Origin of the sequence: Arthrobacter halodurans (genome assembly GCF_041877255.1) — a bacterium.
Taxonomy (GTDB): Bacteria; Actinomycetota; Actinomycetes; order Actinomycetales; family Micrococcaceae; genus Arthrobacter_N; species Arthrobacter_N halodurans.
Genome location: NZ_JBHDLJ010000001.1, coordinates 147905 through 167286 on the forward strand (window position 1 = coordinate 147905; position 19382 = coordinate 167286).

Annotated in this window: 14 protein-coding genes; 8 read left to right on the plus strand and 6 right to left on the minus strand. The window is 73.5% G+C overall.

Features of this window, described 5'->3' with window-relative positions:
* Window positions 1-19: 19 nt before the first annotated feature.
* From ACETWP_RS00715 to ftsY, 3 genes are all read right to left on the minus strand, one after another.
* Entirely contained in the window at window positions 20-358 is a 339-nt protein-coding gene (locus ACETWP_RS00715) for a P-II family nitrogen regulator (RefSeq protein WP_373970267.1), read from the minus strand.
* Window positions 355-1662, minus strand: coding sequence for an ammonium transporter (locus ACETWP_RS00720; RefSeq protein WP_373970268.1), 1308 nt, complete (start codon window positions 1660-1662; stop codon window positions 355-357). The genes ACETWP_RS00715 and ACETWP_RS00720 overlap by 4 nt, the downstream gene beginning before the upstream one ends.
* Before the next feature lie 178 nt (window positions 1663-1840).
* A complete protein-coding gene (gene ftsY / locus ACETWP_RS00725) occupies window positions 1841-3043 on the minus strand; it encodes a signal recognition particle-docking protein FtsY (protein WP_373970269.1) in 1203 nt (400 codons plus the stop codon).
* Between the two features lie 58 nt (window positions 3044-3101).
* Here ftsY and ACETWP_RS00730 point away from each other — a divergent pair, with 58 nt between their 5' ends.
* The gene (locus tag ACETWP_RS00730) at window positions 3102-4310 is read left to right on the plus strand and encodes an MFS transporter (RefSeq protein WP_373970270.1); all 1209 of its coding nucleotides are present in this window, start codon (window positions 3102-3104) and stop codon (window positions 4308-4310) included.
* 20 nt (window positions 4311-4330) lie between these two features.
* Here the strand turns inward: ACETWP_RS00730 and smc are convergent, their stop codons facing one another.
* Window positions 4331-7918, minus strand: coding sequence for a chromosome segregation protein SMC (gene smc, locus ACETWP_RS00735; protein WP_373970271.1), 3588 nt, complete (start codon window positions 7916-7918; stop codon window positions 4331-4333).
* A gap of 281 nt (window positions 7919-8199) precedes the next feature.
* On the opposite strand from smc, the gene ACETWP_RS00740 reads away from it, so the two are divergent.
* From ACETWP_RS00740 to ACETWP_RS00765, 6 genes are all read left to right on the plus strand, one after another.
* Window positions 8200-9225 (plus strand): 3-oxoacyl-ACP synthase III, encoded by a 1026-nt coding sequence (locus tag ACETWP_RS00740; RefSeq protein ID WP_373970272.1) that lies wholly within the window; start codon window positions 8200-8202, stop codon window positions 9223-9225.
* Window positions 9219-11960 carry an alpha/beta fold hydrolase gene (locus ACETWP_RS00745; RefSeq protein WP_373970273.1) on the plus strand — a complete coding sequence of 914 codons (2742 nt, stop codon included), beginning with the start codon at window positions 9219-9221 and terminating at the stop codon, window positions 11958-11960. The genes ACETWP_RS00740 and ACETWP_RS00745 overlap by 7 nt, the downstream gene beginning before the upstream one ends.
* The gene (locus tag ACETWP_RS00750) at window positions 11957-12973 is read left to right on the plus strand and encodes an NAD-dependent epimerase/dehydratase family protein (protein ID WP_373970274.1); all 1017 of its coding nucleotides are present in this window, start codon (window positions 11957-11959) and stop codon (window positions 12971-12973) included. The genes ACETWP_RS00745 and ACETWP_RS00750 overlap by 4 nt, the downstream gene beginning before the upstream one ends.
* Window positions 12970-13800, plus strand: a complete 831-nt coding sequence (locus ACETWP_RS00755; protein ID WP_373970275.1) for a serine hydrolase domain-containing protein — start codon at window positions 12970-12972, stop codon at window positions 13798-13800. The genes ACETWP_RS00750 and ACETWP_RS00755 overlap by 4 nt, the downstream gene beginning before the upstream one ends.
* A gap of 187 nt (window positions 13801-13987) precedes the next feature.
* On the plus strand, window positions 13988-14263 hold the full coding sequence (locus ACETWP_RS00760; RefSeq protein ID WP_373970276.1) for a hypothetical protein: 276 nt from the start codon (window positions 13988-13990) through the stop codon (window positions 14261-14263).
* An 8-nt stretch (window positions 14264-14271) separates the two neighbouring features.
* Entirely contained in the window at window positions 14272-17025 is a 2754-nt protein-coding gene (locus ACETWP_RS00765; RefSeq protein WP_373970277.1) for a glycosyltransferase, read from the plus strand.
* A 102-nt stretch (window positions 17026-17127) separates the two neighbouring features.
* Here the strand turns inward: ACETWP_RS00765 and ACETWP_RS00770 are convergent, their stop codons facing one another.
* Both ACETWP_RS00770 and ACETWP_RS00775 read right to left on the minus strand, forming a co-directional pair.
* Entirely contained in the window at window positions 17128-17976 is an 849-nt protein-coding gene (locus tag ACETWP_RS00770; protein ID WP_373970278.1) for an ABC transporter ATP-binding protein, read from the minus strand.
* The gene (locus tag ACETWP_RS00775) at window positions 17973-18866 is read right to left on the minus strand and encodes an ABC transporter permease (protein ID WP_373970279.1); all 894 of its coding nucleotides are present in this window, start codon (window positions 18864-18866) and stop codon (window positions 17973-17975) included. The genes ACETWP_RS00770 and ACETWP_RS00775 overlap by 4 nt, the downstream gene beginning before the upstream one ends.
* A gap of 235 nt (window positions 18867-19101) precedes the next feature.
* Between ACETWP_RS00775 and ACETWP_RS00780 the strand changes: the two genes are divergently transcribed.
* Window positions 19102-19380 carry a hypothetical protein gene (locus ACETWP_RS00780; RefSeq protein WP_373970280.1) on the plus strand — a complete coding sequence of 93 codons (279 nt, stop codon included), beginning with the start codon at window positions 19102-19104 and terminating at the stop codon, window positions 19378-19380.
* The last annotated feature ends 2 nt before the right edge of the window (window positions 19381-19382 follow it).

The window sequence follows — 19382 nt, forward strand, 5'->3', positions numbered from 1 at the left end:
GGCGCGCCGCGGCGCGGTCCTACAGCGCCGCGTCGCCGCGTTCGCCGGTGCGGACGCGCACCGTCTCCTCGACGGAGACGACCCACACCTTGCCGTCACCGGCGCGGCCCGTGTTGGCGGTGGCCACGAGCACGTCGACGATGTCGCCGACCCACTCGTCGCTGACGAGCACCTCGATGCGCACCTTCGGCAGCAGGTCCACCGTGTACTCGGCACCGCGGTAGACCTCGGTGTGGCCGCGCTGGCGGCCGTAGCCGCTGGCTTGGCTGACGGTCAGGCCCTGGACTCCGTAGCTCTCGAGCGCACCGCGGATGGCGTCGAGCTTGTCCGGACGGACGATCGCGGTCACGAGTTTCATGCGTTGGCCTCTTCCTTGTTGCGGGTCTTCAGGTGCCCGGAGGTCGCCGGGTGGGGCACGAACGTGCCGGAGGTGCCGAGTCCGCCGAACTCGTAGGCCGTCTCGGCGTGTGCGGTCAGGTCGACGCCCGTGGACTCGTCGTCCTCGGCGATGCGCAGACCCATGGTCTTGTGGATGGCCAGGCCGATGATCAGCGTCATGATTCCGGTGAACACCATGGCCACGAGCGCCGCGACGGTCTGCGCTCCGAGCTGTGCGGCGCCGCCGCCGTAGAACAGCCCGCCGCCCTCGCCCTCGATCGGGAGGGCGATGAAGCCCAGGGCCAGGGTGCCGACGAGGCCGGAGACCAGGTGCACGCCGACAACGTCGAGGGAGTCGTCGTAGCCCCACCGGTACTTCAGGCCGACCGCGAGGGCCGACAGGACGCCGGCGACGAGGCCGAGGCCGATGGCGCCGACCGGCGAGACGTTGGCGCAGGCCGGGGTGATGGCGACCAGGCCGGCCACGACGCCGGAGGCGGCGCCGAGGGAGGTCGGGCGGCCGTCGCGGACGCGTTCGGTGAGGATCCAGGCCAGCATCGCGGCCGCCGGGGCGGCGAGGGTGTTGATCCAGATCAGCCCGGCCTCCTCGGCGGTGCCGGCGGCGCCGCCGTTGAAGCCGAACCAGCCGAACCACAGCAGGGCGGCTCCGAGCATGACGAAGGGGATGTTGTGCGGGCGCTGCCCCGGGTCGCGGCCGAAGCCCTTGCGCTGGCCGATGATGAGCGCGAGCACCAGGCCGGCGATGCCGGCGTTGATGTGGACCACGGTGCCGCCGGCGAAGTCGATGGCCTCGCCCGCCCAGCTGCCGATGGCTCCCTCTTCGCTCAACAGTCCGCCGCCCCAGACCCAGAAGGCCAGCGGCGCGTAGACCAGCGTGACCCAGATGGGGACGAACAGGGCCCAGGCGCCGAACTTGGCGCGGTCGGCGATGGAGCCGGAGATCAGCGCGACCGTGATGATGGCGAAGGTGGCGCCGTAGCCGGCGCCGATCAGGTCCTCGCTGCCGATGAGCGACTCCATGCCGAACTGCGTCATCGGATTGCCGAACAGCCCGGCGATGTTGTCGCCGCCGCCGGCCATCGAGTTGCCCCAGAGGACCCAGACGACGCCGGCGAGGCCGATGGCCACGAAGCTCATCATCATCATGTTCAGCACGCCCTTGGCGCGGGTCATGCCGCCGTAAAAGAATGCCAGTCCCGGGGTCATGAGCAGCACGAGCGCCGCACAGACCATCATCCAGACGTGACCTGCGGTCAGATCCATGTCCGTCCTCCTGTGTCTTGGTTGCGGGTTCGCTCCCGCCTTGACACAAGATTGACGGTGCCGTGTTTCGCCGGGCGCCGGTCTCCGTTTCCGTCCGGTTACGGACATGGCGGCCACGTAAAAACAACGTGGCCGCCATGTTTCGGCGGTGTTTCGGGCACCCGGCCCGCGGCGTCTCCTAGTCGAGGAGGGCGTCGACGAACGCCTCCGGGTCGAACGGTGCGAGGTCGTCCGGGCCCTCGCCGAGCCCGATGAGCTTCACCGGCACCCCGAGCTGCCGCTGGATCGCCACGACGATGCCACCCTTGGCCGTCCCGTCCAGCTTGGTCAGCACGATGCCGGTGACCTTCACGACGTCGGAGAAGACCCTGGCCTGGTTCAGCCCGTTCTGGCCGGTGGTCGCGTCGAGGACCAGCAGGACCTCGTCGACGCTCGCCTGCTTCTCGATGACGCGCTTGATCTTGCCGAGCTCGTCCATGAGGCCGACCTTGTTCTGCAGCCGCCCGGCGGTGTCGATCATCACGACGTCGACCTCCTGCTCGATGCCGGCCCGCACGGCCTCGAAGGCGACGGAGGCCGGGTCGGCGCCGTCGACGTCGGACTTCACGGTGGGCACGCCCACGCGCGCGCCCCAGGTGGACAACTGCTCCGCGGCGGCCGCGCGGAAGGTGTCGGCCGCGCCGAGGAGCACGTCCTTGTCCTCGGCGACGAACACGCGTGCCAGCTTCCCGATCGTCGTGGTCTTGCCCACGCCGTTGACGCCGACCACCATGACGATGCTCGGCCGGCCGTCCTGGCGGTGGGAGACGAGTTCGCGGTCCATCGAGGGATCCACGAGCTTGAGGAGCTCCTCGCGCAGGAGCAGCCGCACCCGCTCGGGGTCCCGGTGCCCCTCGATCTTGACGCGCTCGCGCAGCGCGTCGACGAGCTCGAGCGCCGGTTCGGTGCCGAGGTCCGCCAGCAGCAGCGTCTCCTCGATCTCGTCCCAGACGTCCTCGTCGATGTCGTCCCGGGAGAGCAGGGCCAGGAGCCCCTTGCCCAGGGCGTTGTTGGACCGGACCAGCCGCGCGCGCAGCCGGGCGAGCCGGCCCAGCACGGGCGCTGGCACCTCGACCGGGACCTCCTCGAGGCCCAGCGACTCGTCCTCGACAAGCGTGTCGGGACCCGCCCCGGCGTCGGCGGTGGGGGCGGGGGGTCCGGCGGGGGCACCGGGGCGCTCGTCGACGGCCACGCCGCCGGGCGCGGGATCGTTGGCGTCCCGCGTGGTGGTGTAGGTGCCCGGGGGCGTCTTGCGCCCGCGCAGCAGGAACGCCGCGCCGGCGCCGACCACCAGGAACACGGCGACGAGGACAACAATGAGGATCAGCTGGTCAGTAGGCACGCGTCTAGCTTAGCCACCGGCGCCCGGCCGGCGTGAAGGCGTCTAGAATCGTCGGGTCATGACGATCCCCGAGCACCCCGCCCCCGCCGCGCAGGCCCAGCGCGTGCCGCGTGAGATCAAGGTCCTGGTGGCGGCGGCGTTCGTCATCGCCATGGGCTTCGGGCTCATCGCGCCGATCCTTCCGCAGTTCGCCCGCAGCTTCGACGTCGGCATCGCCGCGGCCGGCTTCATCGTCAGCGTCTTCGCGCTGACCCGCCTGCTGTTCGCGCCGGTCAGCGGCCGCATGACGGACCGCCTCGGCGAGCCCTTCGTGTACGTGGGCGGGGTGTTGACGGTGGCCGTGTCGACGATCTTGTGCGGCTTCGCCGTCGACTACACGCAACTCCTGGTCTTCCGCGCGCTCGGCGGACTGGGCTCGACCATGTTCACCGTCTCGGCCATGGCGCTCATCGCCCGCCTGGCGCCCCCGGAGATGCGCGGCAGGATCTCCGGGCTGTACGCGGGGGCGTTCCTGACCGGCAACATCGTCGGTCCGGTGGCCGGGGGCCTGCTCGCCGGCCTCGGCTACCGGTTGCCCTTCTTCATCTACGGCGGTGCGCTGATCGTCGCGGCGGCGTTCGTGTACTTCTCGCTCCTGGGCATCCGGTCCGGGAGGCGGCGCGAGCGCGACGCCCGGCCGTCCATGGACGTGCGCGAGGCGCGCGAGTCGCCGGTCTACCGCGCTGCCATCGCCTCGGGCTTCGCGAACGGCTTTTCCACGTACGGCGTGCGTGTGGCCCTGGTGCCGCTGTTCGCGGCCCAGGCCTTCGCCAACGGGGTGGCGCTGGCCGGACTTTCCCTCGCGCTGTTCGCGGTCGGGAACGGAGCGGCGCTCACCGTCGCCGGGAAGTTCACCGACACCCACGGCCGCCGACTGCCCGTGATCGCCGGCCTGACGGTCGGTTCCGTGGCGATGGCGGGCATCGGCCTGACCGACAACGTGGCCCTGTTCATCGCGCTGTCCATCGTCGCCGGCGCCGGGATCGGCTTCATGAACCCCGCCCAGCAGGCGGCCGTCGCCGACGTCGTCGGCCAGGACCGCAACGGCGGCAAGGTGCTCGCGTCGTTCCAGATGGCCACCGACCTCGGCGCCATCCTCGGTCCGGTCGCCGCGGGCGTGATCGCCGACCGGGTGGGCTTCGGTTGGGCGTTCGCCCTCACCGGACTGGTCGGCTTGGCGGGCGCGGCCGCGTGGGTCCGGGTGCCGCGCGCGACCCCGCAACCGTAGGAGGGACGGGGTGGCGCCCCTCAGCGCGCCGCGCGCCCGCGCTCGAGCCGCTGGCTGATGACGGTGGAGACCCCGTCCCCGCGCATCGTCACCCCGTAGAGGGCGTCGGCGACCTCCATGGTGCGCTTCTGGTGCGTGATGACGATCAATTGGCTGGACTCGCGCAGCTCCTCGAAGATCGTCAGCAGGCGTCCCAGGTTCGTGTCGTCCAGCGCCGCCTCGACCTCGTCCATGACATAGAAAGGCGAGGGCCGCGCCTTGAAGATCGCCACGAGCAGGGCCACCGCCGTCAGCGAGCGCTCACCCCCGGACAGCAGCGACAGCCGCTTGATCCTCTTGCCCGCGGGCCGCGCCTCCACCTCGACGCCCGTCGCGAGCAGGTCGTCCGGGTCGGTGAGCACCAGCCGGCCCTCGCCTCCGGGGAACAACCGCGCGAACACGCGCTCGAACTGGGCCGCGGTGTCCGCGAAGGCCTCGGCGAAGACGCGCTGCACGCGCTCGTCGACGTCGCGGATGATGTCCAGCAGGTCCTTGCGGCTGGACTTCAGGTCCTCCAGCTGGGACACCAGGAACCTGTGCCGCTCCTCCAGCGCCGCGAACTCCTCGAGCGCCAGCGGGTTCACCTTCCCCAGCGAGGCCAGGTCGCGCTCGGCGCGCCGCAGCCGCTTCTCCTGCTCGGCGCGCACGAACGGGACGCCCTCGGCCAGCGCGCGGCCGTCGTCGTCGACCGGCCGGCGCAACGCCGCCCACTTGTCCTCCGCCGCGTCGGGCGCCGGAACCGGGCAGTGCGGGCCGTAGTGCTCCAACAGGTGGTCGGCGGTCATGCCGAGCTCCTCCACGGCCCGGACCTCGAGCGCCTCGATGCGCGCGGCCTGGCGTTCCCGGGCCAACTCGTCGCGGTGCACGCCGTCCGTCAGCACCGCCACCTCGCGGGTGAGCGCCTCGACCGAGGAGCGCACGCGGGACAGCCGCTCCTGCACGCCCTCCCGCGCGGCCTCCGCCGCGTCGCGCTCGGCGGCGGCCCTCTCCAGGGACACGGCCAGGAAACCCAGGGCGTGCCGGGTGGCCTCCGCGACCGCGCGCGCCGTCGCGGCCTGCCGTTCGCGTGCGGCCGCGCGGCGTTCCGCGGCCTCCCTCGCGCGCCGCTCGGTGGCCGCGGCGCGGAGCAGCGACTCCACGCGGCCGCGGAGCGCCGAGGCCTGTTCCTGCCCGCCGCGCAGCGACAGGCGGGATTCCATCTCGGCCTGGCGGGCTGCCGCCGCCTCGGCGGCCAGCCGATCGCGGTCGGCCGTGGACGGCTCCTCCTCGGCGGGGAGGCCGCTGGCGGCCTCGAGCCGCGCGGCGATCTCCCCCAGCGCGGTCCGCTCGCGGTCGATCAGCGTCTCGGCGGAGGCGGCCCGCGCCGCGAGGCGCTCCCGCTCCCCCTCGGCCTGGCGCACCTCCGACCCCAGGTTGCCCAGGCGCTCCGCGACGGCCGAGATGCGGGCGTCGGACTCGTGGAGGCGCTCCAGCGCCTCGTCGGCCCGCCGACGGGCCTCCTCGACCCGCCGGGACAGCTCGGCCGCCCGGGAGCGCAGCCGCCCGAGGGTTTCCGTCGCCGCCGCCAGCCGCGCCGCGGTCTCGTCGACCGCGGCCCGCTGCTCCAGCGACGAGGGACCGGATCCGGCGCCGCCGGCTGCGGACGCCGCCGAGTAGACGTCGCCGTCGCGCGTGACGACCGTCCAGTCGGGATCCCGCCGGACGACGCCGGCCGCGGCGGCCGCGTCCTCGGCGACGGCGGTGCGGCCCAGCAGCCGCGACAGGGCGTGCGCCAGCCCCGGCGGCGGGTCGATCAGGTCCAGCGCCGCGACGGCCGGGGCGGGCGGCTCCGCCCGCGGCAGGGTGGGCGCCGGGGCGTCGGCGAGCATCAGGTGCACGCGGCCGCCGTCGCCCTCGCGCAGGGATTCGAGCACGGCGCGCGCCGGCGCGATGCCCTCGGCGGCCAGCGCCTCCGCGTGCGGTCCGAGGGCGGCGGCCAGCGCCGCCTCATAGCCCCGCGCGACGCCGAGCTCGGCCGACACCCGCCCCCGGATGCCCTCCGGCGCGGCGCGCAGGACGTCCTCCGTGGCGTCCCGGCGGCCCAGGCCGGATCGGAGGGCCTCGAGGCGCGCCTGCAGGGCACCGCGGTCGCGGTCGGCGGACTGTTCCTCCGCGCCCACGTCGGCCAGCTCGGCGGCCAGCGCCGCCACAGCGGCCTGCGCCGCCTCGTGGTCGCCGTCGAGACCCTCCTCGCCCTCCTCGACGCCGGCGGCGCGCCGCTCCAGTTCCGTGAACTCCTCGCGCGCCCGTCGGAGGCGGGCCTCGGTTTCGGAGCGGGCCTGGCCGAGCCGTCCCAGCTCGCCCTCGGCGGCCTCGACGCGGGACCGGGCGGCACCGACCTGGCCGGCCAGCCGCGCCAGCCCCTCGCGCCGGTCCGCCGCCGCGCGGAGCAGCGCCGCCAGCCGGGCCTCCTCCCCCGCCGACGCGGCCTCGGCCGCGGCCCTTGCGGCGAGCGCGGCGTCGAGCCGCGCGGCGCGGGACACGAGGTCGTCCTCGAGCTCGGCGAGCTCGGCGCGGAGCCGCTCCGCCTGGTCCTCCAGCCGTCCTGGATCGCGCCCGGCGTCGGACGCGGCGGGCCCGCTCGATCCGAGCAGCCGCGACCGCTCCTCGGCCAGCGCGCCGAGCGACCGCAACCGCTCGCCCGCGGAACCGATCCGGTACCAGGTGTCCCGCGCGGCTCCCACGGCGGGCGTCGCCCGGGCGGCCTCGGCCTCCAGCGACGCCAGGTCGGAACGCGCCAGGTCCAGGCCGGCCTGCGCGCGCTGCTGGCGCCCCCGCAGTGCCGCCTCGTCCGCGATCTCGCGTTCCAGGGCGGCGCGCAGCGCGGCGAGGTCGTCGGCCAGCAGGCGGGCCCGGGCGTCGCGCACCTCGAACTGCACCCGCTGCGCCCGGCGGGCCACCTCCGCCTGCCGTCCCAGCGGCGTCAGCTGCCGGCGGATCTCCCCCGTGAGGTCCTGCAGGCGCGTCAGGTTGCCCTGCATCGCGTCGAGCTTGCGCACGGTCTTCTCGCGGCGCCGCCGGTGCTTGAGGATGCCCGCGGCCTCCTCGATGAATCCCCGGCGTTCGTCCGCCGTGGCGTGGAGGATGCGGTCGAGTTGCCCCTGTCCCACGATGACGTGCATCTCCCGGCCCAGTCCCGAGTCGGAGAGGAGTTCCTGGATGTCCAGAAGGCGGCAGGAGGCGCCGTTGATCGCGTATTCGGAGCCCCCGGACCGGAACAGCGTGCGGGAGATCGTCACCTCCGCGTAGTCGATCGGCAGCGCGCCGTCGGAGTTGTCGATGGTGAGCGAGACCTGCGCGCGCCCCAGCGGCGGCCTCCCGGAGGTCCCCGCGAAGATGACGTCCTCCATCTTCCCCCCGCGCAGGGTCTTCGCGCCCTGCTCGCCCATGACCCACGCAAGGGCGTCCACGACGTTGGACTTGCCGGAACCGTTCGGGCCGACGACGGCGGTCACCCCCGGCTCGAAATCGAAGGTCGTCGCGGACGCGAAGGACTTGAATCCGCGGACGGTGAGCGACTTCAGGTGCACGTGGGGGTTCCTGGATCTCGGGGCGCCGGGCGGGGCGGGGTGACGGCGTGTTCACCTCCAATCTATCTCCCCGCACCGCGCGGACACGCTCCCCGGGCGGCTCCGGCGGGTGCCGGCGGGTGATTCATACCTGCCGCGGGATGTGCGGGAACCGCGGGGGTGAGTGCATAGTTAACGTGTGGGGACCGACGGAAGCCGGTGCGCCTCGGGGTCCGGCACGCCGCATCCGACGGCCGCTCACCCCATGTCCTGGACGTGAACCACGCGACGAAGGCTGGAACTTGAGCGGCAATGCGACCTTTCGACACGACAACGCGGCCATCCTTGCCGTCACCAGCGTGGAGGCGCCGGTGGTCGTCAGCTCGGCCGAGTTCGACCGGCGGCTGGCCCCGAGCCTGACCCGCCTGCGGCTCTCCCGCCGCCTGCTGGAGCGCGTGGCCGGCGTCAGCGAGCGGCGCTGGTGGCCGGCCGGCACCGGATTCGACGACGCGGCGATCGAGGCCGGGGCGAAGGCCCTGGCCGAGGCCGGCATCGAGCCCGGGCAGGTCGGGCTGCTCATCAACACGTCGGTGACGCGGCGCAACCTCGAGCCCTCCGTCGCCGTGAAGATCCACCACGGACTGGGCCTGCCGTCCTCCGCCATGAACTTCGATCTGGCCAACGCGTGCCTGGGGTTCGTCAACGGCATGACGCTGGCGGCCAACATGATCGACTCCGGCCAAATCGACTACGCGCTGATCGTCGCCGGCGAGGACGCGCAGCCCACCCAGGAGACGACCTTCGGGCGGCTCAACCGCGAGGACTCGACCCGCGACGACTACCTGCGCGAATTCGCGACGCTGACCCTGGGGTCCGGCGCGGCGGCCGCCGTCATCGGCCCCGCGGACCGCCACCCGGGTTCGCACCGCATCCTCGGCGGCGTCTCGCGCGCGGGCACCGAGCACCACGAGCTGTGCGTCGGGGGTCCGGCCGGCATGTTCACCGACACCAAGGGCCTGCTGGACAACGGCCTCGAGCTTGTCGTCGACGCGTGGCACGAGGCACACGCGGACGGCTGGGAGTGGCGCTCCATGGACCGCTACGTCACCCACCAGGTCTCCAACTCCTTCACCAACGCGATCATCAAGGCCGTCGACCTGGTCCGCGACCGGGTGCCCATCACGTTCCCCAAGTGGGGGAACGTCGGACCGGCGTCGTTGCCCATGACGTTGGCGCAGGAGTCCGGCACGCTCAAGCCCGGCGACCGGGTCCTGTGCATGGGAGTCGGCTCCGGCCTCAACACCGCGATGATGGAGCTGGTGTGGTAGCTGGCCCCTGGCCGGGCGTGCGCGCCGCATGGCCGCGGACCCTCGACGTGCCCTCCACCGCCGGCGCCTCCGCCCCCGGATCCGTCCACCGCTGGCACGTGCTGGACAACGCGGCGGAGCTGGCCGCCCGGGGCGTCGCCCCCGCGGGCACCCTGCTGTGCGTGCACGGGAACCCGACCTGGTCCTACCTCTGGCGCGACCTGATCGCGGCGGCCTCCGACGCCGAGCGGCCCTGGCGGGTGGTCGCCGTCGACCAGCTCGACATGGGCTTTTCCGAGCGGACCGGCGCCTTCCGGCGCCTCGGGGACCGCATCACCGATCTGGGCGACCTCACCGACGCCCTGGGCCTGGAGGGTCCCGTGGTGACGGTCGGCCACGACTGGGGCGGCGCGGTCTCCCTGGGGTGGGCACTGCGCCACCGCGGGTCGCTCGCCGGGGTCGTGCTGACGAACACCGCGGTGCACCCGGCCGGATTCGGCCTCCCGCCCGCGCTGCGGCTGGCGCTGCACCCGGCGGTGCACGGATGGGGCACCACCTCGACGGCCGCCTTCCTGCGCGTGACCCACGCGCTGGCGAGGCCCCGCCTCGCCGACGACGTCCGCGCCGCCTACCTGGCCCCCTACGCGACGGCCGCGCGCCGGGCCGGCGTCGGGAACTTCGTGGCCGACATCCCGGCCGCGCCGGGCCATCCGAGCTGGCCGGCGCTGGAGGAGGTGGCGGAGGGCATCCGCGGGCTCGACGTCCCGGCCCTCCTGCTGTGGGGGCCGAAGGACCCGGTCTTCTCGGACCGCTACCTGCGCGATCTGATCGATCGGCTGCCCGGGGCAGATGTGCACCGCTTCGAGGGAGCCGGGCACCTGCTCGCCGAGGACCGGGACATCGCCGGGCCCGTGCTCGACTGGCTCGGCGACGCCCTCGCCGAACCCGCGGCCGCCCGGATCCCCAGCACGGAATCGGCACCCGGAACGGCGCGGCCGGAGGGCGCCACGACCGGCGCCGAGGCGAAGCAGACGGAGGGGACCGCGCCCCGCACGACCGGGGCAGACGCGGCCTACCGGCCGCTCGGCGCCGAGCTGGACGCGCGCCGCGGCGACGTCTCGCCCGCCGTCGTGGACATGCTCGACACCGGGACGCGCAACCTCTCCTGGTCGGAGCTGGCCGAGCGCGTCGACGCCCTCGCCGCGGGCCTGGACTCCATCGGGGTCCGCCGCGGCGACCGGGTGAGCCTCCTGGTCCCCCCGGGCATCGAGCTGACCACGCTGATCTACGCCTGCCTACGGCTGGGGGCCGTGATCGTGGTCGCGGACGCGGGGCTGGGCACCGCCGGCCTCGGCCGCGCCGTCGCCGGCGCCGGGCCCGGCTACCTGATCGGCATCGACCGCGCCCTCGTGGGCGCCCGCCTGCTCGGCTGGCCCGGGGAACGCATCGCGGCGGCCGAGCTTGGCGCCGCGCGCCGACGCGCCCTCGGCGTGCGGCACACCGTCCCCGGGTTGCTGGACGCCGGGCGCTCCCTGCGGGCGCCCGAGACGCCGCACGATCCCGACGCGGACGCCGCGGTGCTCTTCACGTCCGGTTCCACGGGACCGGCCAAGGGCGTCGTGTACACCCACCGGCGGCTGGCCGCCATGCGGGACGCGGTGCGCGAGACCTACGGGCTCCTGCCGGGGTCGGCGCTCGTGGCCGGCTTCGCGCCGTTCGCGCTGCTGGGCCCCGCCCTGGGAGCCACCTCCGTCACCCCGGCCATGGACGCGACGTCCCCGAAGACCCTGACGGCGGCGGCACTCGCGGACGCGGCGGCGGCCATCGACGCCGGCGTGGTCTTCGCCTCGCCGGCCGCGCTGGCCAGCGTCCTGGCCACCGCCGCGGGCCTCGACGAGCCGGCCCGCGCCGCGCTCGGGCGGGTGTCGCTGCTGCTGTCCGCGGGCGCGCCGCTCTCCGAGCCGCTGCTGGCCCGGGTGCAGGCGCTCGTCCCCGCCGCGCGGCTGCACACCCCGTACGGGATGACGGAGGCCCTTCCGGTCGCCGACATCGACCTCGCGGGCATCCGCGCGGCGGCCGGCTCCGACGCCGCGGGCGCGGGAAACGGCGTGTGCGTCGGCCGTCCCGTCCCCGGGGCGCGCGTGGCGGTTGCGCCGCTCGACGCCGGCGGGGCCGCGACGGGCCGGCCGAGCACCCGGCCGGGCGTCAGCGGCGAGATCCTGGTGTCGGCGCCGCACCTGATGGACCGCTACGACCGGCTGTGGATCACCGGGCGGCACGCCGCCTCGCTGCCCGGCTGGCACCGCACGGGCGACGTGGGGCACCTCGACGCCGAGGGCCGGCTCTGGGTCGAGGGCCGGCTGGCACACACGCTGACCACGTCCGGTGGGGTGCGCACCCCCGTGGCGTCGGAGCAGGCGGTCGAGACGGTTCCCGGCACCGGACGCGCGGCCGTCGTCGGCGTGGGACCCGCGGGGGCGCAACTGCCCGTGGTCGTCCTCGAGACGGTGCCCCGCGCCCGGCGGGCCGCTCCCGCGCAGGCGGCGCTGGCCGCCGGCGTGCGCGCCGCCGTCGCGGCCTCCACCGGGGTCGCGGTCGCCGCCGTCCTGGTGGTCCCGGAGCTCCCGACAGACGTCCGGCACAACTCCAAGATCGACCGCGCCGCGCTTTCCGGCTGGGCCGAGCGGGTCCTCGGCGGCGGACGTTTCGACGCCCGCTTCCGCGTCCACTCCCCGAACCGGGACCCACGGTCGTGAGCCGCTCCGTCCTCGTCACCGGCGCCAGCGGCCTGCTCGGCGGCCGCGTGGCCACCCTCCTCGCGGCGCGGGGGCACCGGGTCCGCACCTTCCAGCGCCGTCCCGCGGCCGCCGGCGCGGTGGACACGGTGCTCGGCTCCCTGACCGACGCGGACGCCGTCGCCCGCGCCGCCGACGGCGTCGACGCCGTCGTGCACCTCGCCGCCAAGGTCTCCTTCGCGGGCGCCTGGGACGAGTTCCGGTCCACGAACATCGACGGTACGCGCACCCTCCTGGCCGCGGCGCGCACGGGGGGCGCCGTCGACTTCGTCCAGGTCTCCTCCCCCTCGGTCGCCCACTTCGGCGCGTCGCTGGCGGGCGCGCGAGCCGCTCCCGCCGATCCGGGGCGGGCACGGGGCAACTACGCACGCTCCAAGGCGGCCGCGGAGCTGCTGGCCCTGGCCGAGGACTCCCCCGGCTTCCGCGTCGCCGCCATCCGGCCGCACGTGGTCTGGGGACCGGGCGACACGCAGCTCGTGGAGCGCGTCCTCGCCCGCGCGAGGGCGGGCCGGCTGCCGCTCCTGGACCGGGGGGCCGCCCTCATCGACACCACGTACATCGACAACGCGGCCTCCGCGATCGTCCGCGCGCTGGAGCGGATGGACCAGGCCCACGGTCGGCCGCTCGTGGTCACCAACGGCGAGCCGCGTCCCGTCGGCGAGCTGATCGCGGGCATCTGCGCCGCCGGCGGCGTCCGCGCCCCCGCCTGGGCGGTTCCGGGCTGGCTGGCGCGCGGGGCCGGCGCCGGCATCGAACGCGCGTGGACCGCGGCGGGACGACGCGGCTGGGTCCGCGACGAGCCGCCGATGACCCGTTTCCTCGCGGAGCAGCTCTCCACGGCGCATTGGTTCGACCAGCGCGAGACCCGCGCCACGCTCGACTGGCGGCCGGAGGTCGGCCTCGACGAGGGGCTCCGGCGGCTCGCCGCCCACTACGGCACCCTGCCGTCCGACGGTTCGGGAGGACCAGCATGAACGCCAAGATCCCCGCGGCGCTCGCCGCCATCGACGCGTGGCCGGTGGGCAACGCGGCCGCGGTGCTCGTCGACACCGCCGGCTCCGTCCTGGGGGCGCACGGCGACACCGCGCGCCCCTTCCCGCTGGCCTCGGTGACGAAGCCCCTGGCCGCCTACGCCGTGCTCGTCGCCGTGGAGGAGGGCGCCCTGGAGCTGGACCAGCCGGCGGGCCCGGAGGGGTCGACCGTGCGCCACCTGCTCGCGCACGCGTCCGGGTACGACTTCGCCGAACGCACGGTGCGCAGCGCACCGGGCACCCGCCGGCTCTACTCCAACGCGGGATTCGAGGTGCTGGGCGAGACGCTGGAGGCCGCCACGGGTTTCCCCTTCGCGCAGTACCTCGCCGAGGCCGTGCTGCAGCCGCTGGGCATGCGCGCCACGACGCTCGAGGGGACCCCGGCGGCCGGCTGCGTCTCGACGGCCGACGACCTCGCGCGCTTCGCCGCCGAGTTGCAGGAGCCCGCGCTCCTGGCGCCGCAGACCCTCGCCGAAGCCACCGCCGTCGTCTTCCCCGGACTCGCCGGCGTCCTCCCGGGCTTCGGCCGGCAGGCTGAGAACGACTGGGGGCTCGGCTTCGAGATCCGCGCGCACAAGTCGCCGCACTGGACCGGGGCGGCCAGCTCCCCGGGGACGTTCGGGCACTTCGGCCAGTCCGGGACCTTCCTGTGGGTGGACCCCGCCGCCGGCCTGGCCTGCGCCGCGCTGACCGACCGCGACTTCGGTCCGTGGGCCGCCGCGGCCTGGCCCCCGTTCACCGACGGCGTGCTCGCGGCCGCCGCCGCCTGAGCGCGGGGAGCGCCGGTCGGCACGACAGGAAGTCCCCACCCGCCCCACGCGCCCCCACACGCCTCCAGGGGGCCCGCGGGGCGCCGCTGCGCCGCCAGTCTTGGTAGTGTGGAACTGGTCTCCGGCGCTCGCGCCGCAGTCCGCGCCCACCGAGTTCAGACGTCTTCCGAGTTGACGGGACCCCACCATGAACGACGATTCCGCCATCATCGCCAGGCTTCTGGAGACCCAGCATTCGCTCCTGTCGGATCTCGACGCGGCCTACTCGCGCGAGCGCGCCCTGATCCGGAAACTGGAGCGGACCCCCCGGGCGCCGGAGCGCGCCGATCCCGCGCCGACCATCGCGCCGGTCCCGTGGAACCGCGCCCGGTTGCGGAGGATCGTCCGCGGCACCGCCAAGGACCCGGTACGGACGGCCAAGAAGGCACTGACCACGCTGCGCACCTCCGTCGGAAAGAAGTGACCGAAAACATGACCGCTGCCGACCAGCCCGGCCGCCCCGCCGCAACGCCCGCTGCTTCCGCGGGAAGCGGCGAGGGACCCCACGCCTCCGAACCGTGGGCGGACCCCCGGCACTCGGCCCTGCTCGTGGGCCGCCACTTGGAAGTCAGGGCCCAGCTGGGCGCCATCGCGGAGCTGCTGGGCGACGACGGCTCCGTACGGACGCCGCTGCCGGACCGGGCCCTGCGGCTCGGGTCCTACGGTTCGCTGATCCGCGACGGTTCCGCGCAGGCCGTGCTGGACGGCCTCGCCCCGCTGCTCGAATCCCTGCCCCCCGGCGAGCTGGGCCCGGCCTACGCGCCCTCGACCGCGCGCATCGGCATCATCGCCGACCGCTTCTACGTCCAGAGCCTGGACGGGCTCGCGGACCTGGTGCCCGTCACGCTCGAGAACTACGCGGAGCTCGCGCCCACCTTGGACGTCCTGCTGGTCGTCTCGACGTGGCGCGGCCACAACGACACCTCCTGGCGCGGCCTGGCGACCGAGGGATCGCAACGGCGCCGGCGCCTCATCGAGGAGCTGATCCCGGCCTTCCGGAAGCTCGGCGTCCCCGTGGTCTTCCACTCCAAGGAGGATCCGCCGAACTACGACGTGTTCCTCCCGATCGCCGCGCACTGCGACATCGTCTTCACGTCGGCGGAGGAGATGATCCCCCGGTACATGAACGACTGCCCGGACGCCTCCCACTACGGCGTACTTCCGTTCGGCGTGAACCCGCTGCACCACTCTCCGCTGGGCTCCCGGGGCAACACCACCGACCTGATCTTCTTCGCCGGATCCTGGATGGCTGCGAAGTACCCGTCGCGGAACCGGCACGGCGCGTGGCTGCTCGACGGCATCATCGCCGCGGGGCGCCGCCTGGCCCTGATCGACCGCAACTCGGCCAACCCCGACCCGCGCTTCGCCTGGCCGCGCAAGTACCTGCCCTTCACCGCGCCGGCGCGCGACCACGGCGAACTGATGCGCCTGCAGCGGATCACCGATGTCGCCATCAACCTGAACTCCGTCTCCGGGTCCCAGACCATGTTCGCCAACCGCGCGCTCGAACTGCAGGCGTCGGGCACGATGGTCCTGTCCACCTACAGCATGGGCCTGAACAGCCACTACCCGCACGTGACCCTGGCCAACTCGGCGCTGGACACGCGAGCCACCCTGGAGCACCTCACGTTCGAGCAGATGCGTGGCGCGCAGGCCGACGGGATCCGCAAGGTCTTCACCGACGACCACGCCGTGCACCGTCTGGACACCATCCTCCGCGCGGCCGGCATCGGGACCCCGGACCGCGGCCTGACCACAATCGCCGTGGCCGACGAGCCGGGCGACCGGCTCCGCGCCGACATGGCCCGGCAAAACGCCGGACCGGTCCGCGTGTACAGCACCGAGGAGTACCGAACCGAGCGTCCGACGGCGGACATTGTCCTTCCGGTCGGCAACGGCCACCACTACGGGACGGACTACGCGGGCGACCACCAGGCCGCCTTCACCTACGCGGACGCGCGCATCGTGTCCAAGCACACGCGGGACCTGCGCGCGGGCGACGAGGTCTCCCACCGCTACCTGGACCGGCCCGGCCCGATCGAGGCCAGCGCCTGGTGGGTGCGGGGCGAGACCGAGCCGTTGGACTTCACCCGCCACGCCGGGCGTCGCATCTACGGCCTGGACGGGTTCGCGGTGGCGCCCGCCGTCCGGGATTCCGTCTCGATCGCGGACGCGCGCGCGAAGTCCACACCGCCCGCACCGGCGCCCGCCGCCGAGCTCACCGTGGTGGTGCCCGTCTACAACAACGGCGAGCACCTGCGGCACAAGTGCTTCGCGTCGCTGCTGCGCAGCAGCGTCTTCGACCGGATGCATGTCCTGCTGGTCGACGACGGCTCCACCGACCCGAAGACCGCGGAAACCCTCGACGAACTCGAGGCCGCCTACGGCAACGTGAGCGCCTACCGTTTCCCAGCCGGGGGCTCCGGCAGCGCGTCCCGGCCGCGCAACAAGGGCCTGGAGCTTGCCGCCACGGAGTTCGTCACGTATCTCGATCCGGACAACGAAGGCGTCAGCGACGGCTACGCGGTGCTTCTGGACCTGATGAAGGACAAGACCGCGGCGGACTTCGCCATCGGCAACATGACCCGGTGGAACACCGGCTTCTCGCGGGTGAGCAGCGGCAAGTCGCTCACCGCCCTCCTGCCGGAGGAGGACGGGTACCTCGTGCCCCAGCCGGACACCCTGGAGCGGTTCGGCTTCAGCCACATGAGTATCCAGGCGCTGGTCGCCCGGACCGATTGGCTGCGCTCGCTGGGCATCCAGCAGCCGGTCGGGGCGGTCGGACAGGACACGTACTTCTTCCAGCAGATGATCTTCTATGCGCGTCGCGTCCTGGCCGTGGACCACGACGTGCACACCTACTACAGCGCCGTGAGCAATTCGACCGTGAACGCCGTTTCGCCGAAGTACTTCCGCAAGTACCTGCCCCTGGAGGAGGACCGCGCCCGCTGGGTGCGCGAGGTCGGGCTCCTCGAGGCCTACCGCCGCGTGCGCCTCGAGTCCTTCTTCAAGAACTGGTACCTCAAGAAGCTCAAGCGGGTCCCCGACGACCAGTGGCTGGAGGCCGCCACGGTCGTCGCCGAGATCGGGCGCTTCTACGGGGAATACGAATGGACCGAGCCCGAGGTCCACGAGTTCTGGGAGCGACTGGCGCGGGCGGAGAACGAAAACGCCGGCACGCCGTAGTCCCGCGGCCGGCGGGACGCGGTTCCCGCCCGCTCCCGCCCGCCGCGGCGGGGGGTGCCGCCGGGGCGGGAGGTGCCGCCGCAGCGGCACGGGCCGCCGAGGCTAGCCGCGGCGGGAGGTGTCCACGATCTCGACGGTCTGCAGCCGGTCCAGGAACGACTGGCGGTGCGCGGCGGCGTCCTTCTGGCGGTTCTTGCTGAGGAGCCACGTGAAGCGCTTGTACGCCGCCGTGACCTCGTTGGGATCCCCGTCCATCAGCAGGTCGCCGTCGTCGATCCACAGCGCACGGTTGGTCATCTGCCGGATGGTCCCCAGGGAATGGCTGATGAGGAAGACGCAGCCGGCGTTCCTGCGCAGCTCGTCCATGCGCCGCCGGGTCCTGTCGCGGAACTGGGCGTCGCCGGTGTTCAGCGCCTCGTCGATCATGAGGATCTCCGGGTCGACCGCGGCCGCGATCGCGAAGCGCAGGCGGGCCGACATGCCGGAGGAGTAGGTCCGCATCGGCAGGTTGATCGAATCCGCGAGGCCGGCCAGGTTCACGATCGAGTCGAACTTCTCGTTGATCCGGGCCTCGTCGAGTCCCATCGCCAGGCACCCCAGGACCACGTTCTGGCGGCCGGACAACTCGGGGACGAGCGCGGCGTTGACGCCGAGCAGAACGGGGGTGCTGGAGGCGCGCACCTCGCCCGAGGTGGGCAGGATGCTGCCGGCGATCAGCTTCGTCAGCGTGCTCTTCCCCGACCCGTTGCGGCCGACGATGCCCACGGACTCGCCGTGGCTGACGACCAGGCTCAGGGGATTGAGGGCGCGCACCTCGACCACCTTGCCGGCGGCCTTTTCCCCGCGACCCTTCGACGCGCGCACGCGGTAGACCATGCTGACGTCGCGGAGGACGACGGCGGGGTCCTTGACGGCAACGGCGGCATCGGCCGCGCGGGACACGACGGTCACTTCGACTCCCTACTGTAGGTCTCCTCGGCGGACCAGAACACGACGAAACCGACCACGAGCGCGCCCACGGCCCATCCGCCCAGGACGCCCCACTGGCCGAGGGCCGGCGCTTCCCCGTAGAGCAGCACCTGCCGGAGCATCGTCAGGACCTGATGGAGCGGGTTGGCCTCGAGCACTGCCAGCGCGGTGGGGTGGCTAACGAAGCGGTCGAACGAGTAGAAGACGCCCGAGGCGTACATCCAGATGCGCAGCGCGAAGGTCAGGACATTGAGCACGTCCCGCGTCCCGGCCACCAGGCGGGCCAGGAGCAGCCCGAGCCCCAGATTGAGCAGCATCTGCAGGAAGAGGATCGGCGCCGCCAGCAGCCAGAGCCAGGTGATCCGCTCCGCCGGGGGGAAGGCCAGGATCAGCACGATCATGGCGGCCAGCGCCGGGGCGAAGGAAAAGCTCTCGCGGATGACCGCGGCCAGCGGCAGGCTGGCCCGCGGGAAGGTGAACGCCTCGACGACCTTCCGGTTGTTCGCGATGGACCTCGCGCCGCCCATGACGGACTTGGAGGTGTACTGGAAGGCGAACACGCCGATGATCAGGTACCCGACGAAGTTCTCGATGCCCCGGCTCGTCTGCAGCAGCAGTCCGAAGATCAGGAAGTACGTCAGTCCGTTCAGCACCGGCGTGAGAACCAGCCAGACCGGTCCGAGTCGGTCGGAACTGATCGAACTGCGCAGGCGCGAGAACGCGTCGTAGGAGATGAAGTTCCGGTAGGACCACAGCGACTTGATGTACGCGCCGAGTCCGGGTCTGGTGCCCACGCGGACGAGGGAATCGATGTCGACGGCCACGCGGATCGTCTCGCGGGCGGGGGCGCCCGACGGAGTCTGCTCGGTCATGGTCGTGTGGTTCCCCGTCCTGCGTGTCTGGTGCTGCCGTGGAGCGACGGATGGTGGCGCGGCCCTCGGCCAGCGCGCCGTCGGCTTGATCCATCTTACGCGCAGGCGCGCGGTGCCCCGGGACGGGGCGCGCCCCCGGCGCCGGTCCGCCGCGCCTTCACTGGTAAAGTTGTGTCGGACTTGACGGCGCCATCCGCCCCGGCCGCCGCCGTATGCCCCGCGGGAAGGAATCACGATGAATGACCAATCAGACATCATTTGGAAGCTCCTGGAGACGCAGCGCTCCCTCATCACGGAGCTCCAGTCTTCCTACGAGAGGGAACGCGTGCTGTTGACCGAAATCAACGCGCGGCGCGCGGCGCGACCCGCGGCCGGCGGCTCCTCCTCCCTGCGCCGCGCGGCGCGCAAGGCCAAGCGGGCGGTCCGCCAGCCCCGCCACGCCACCACCGTGCTGCTGCGCAAGTCGCGCAACGGCATCGCCCGCACCCTGCCGCTCCTGCGCGGAACCAAGTAGCC

Bases quoted from the DNA above. Each gene is read 5' to 3' on its own strand.
- ACETWP_RS00765 (WP_373970277.1), top strand. From the start codon at position 14,272: ATGACCGCTGCCGACCAGCCCGGCCGCCCCGCCGCAACGCCCGCTGCT.
- ACETWP_RS00780 (WP_373970280.1), top strand. From the start codon at position 19,102: ATGAATGACCAATCAGACATCATTTGGAAGCTCCTGGAGACGCAGCGC.
- ACETWP_RS00755 (WP_373970275.1), top strand. From the start codon at position 12,970: ATGAACGCCAAGATCCCCGCGGCGCTCGCCGCCATCGACGCGTGGCCG.
- ACETWP_RS00775 (WP_373970279.1), bottom strand. From the start codon at position 18,866: ATGACCGAGCAGACTCCGTCGGGCGCCCCCGCCCGCGAGACGATCCGC.
- ACETWP_RS00730 (WP_373970270.1), top strand. From the start codon at position 3,102: ATGACGATCCCCGAGCACCCCGCCCCCGCCGCGCAGGCCCAGCGCGTG.
- ACETWP_RS00760 (WP_373970276.1), top strand. From the start codon at position 13,988: ATGAACGACGATTCCGCCATCATCGCCAGGCTTCTGGAGACCCAGCAT.
- ACETWP_RS00720 (WP_373970268.1), bottom strand. From the start codon at position 1,662: ATGGATCTGACCGCAGGTCACGTCTGGATGATGGTCTGTGCGGCGCTC.
- ACETWP_RS00715 (WP_373970267.1), bottom strand. From the start codon at position 358: ATGAAACTCGTGACCGCGATCGTCCGTCCGGACAAGCTCGACGCCATC.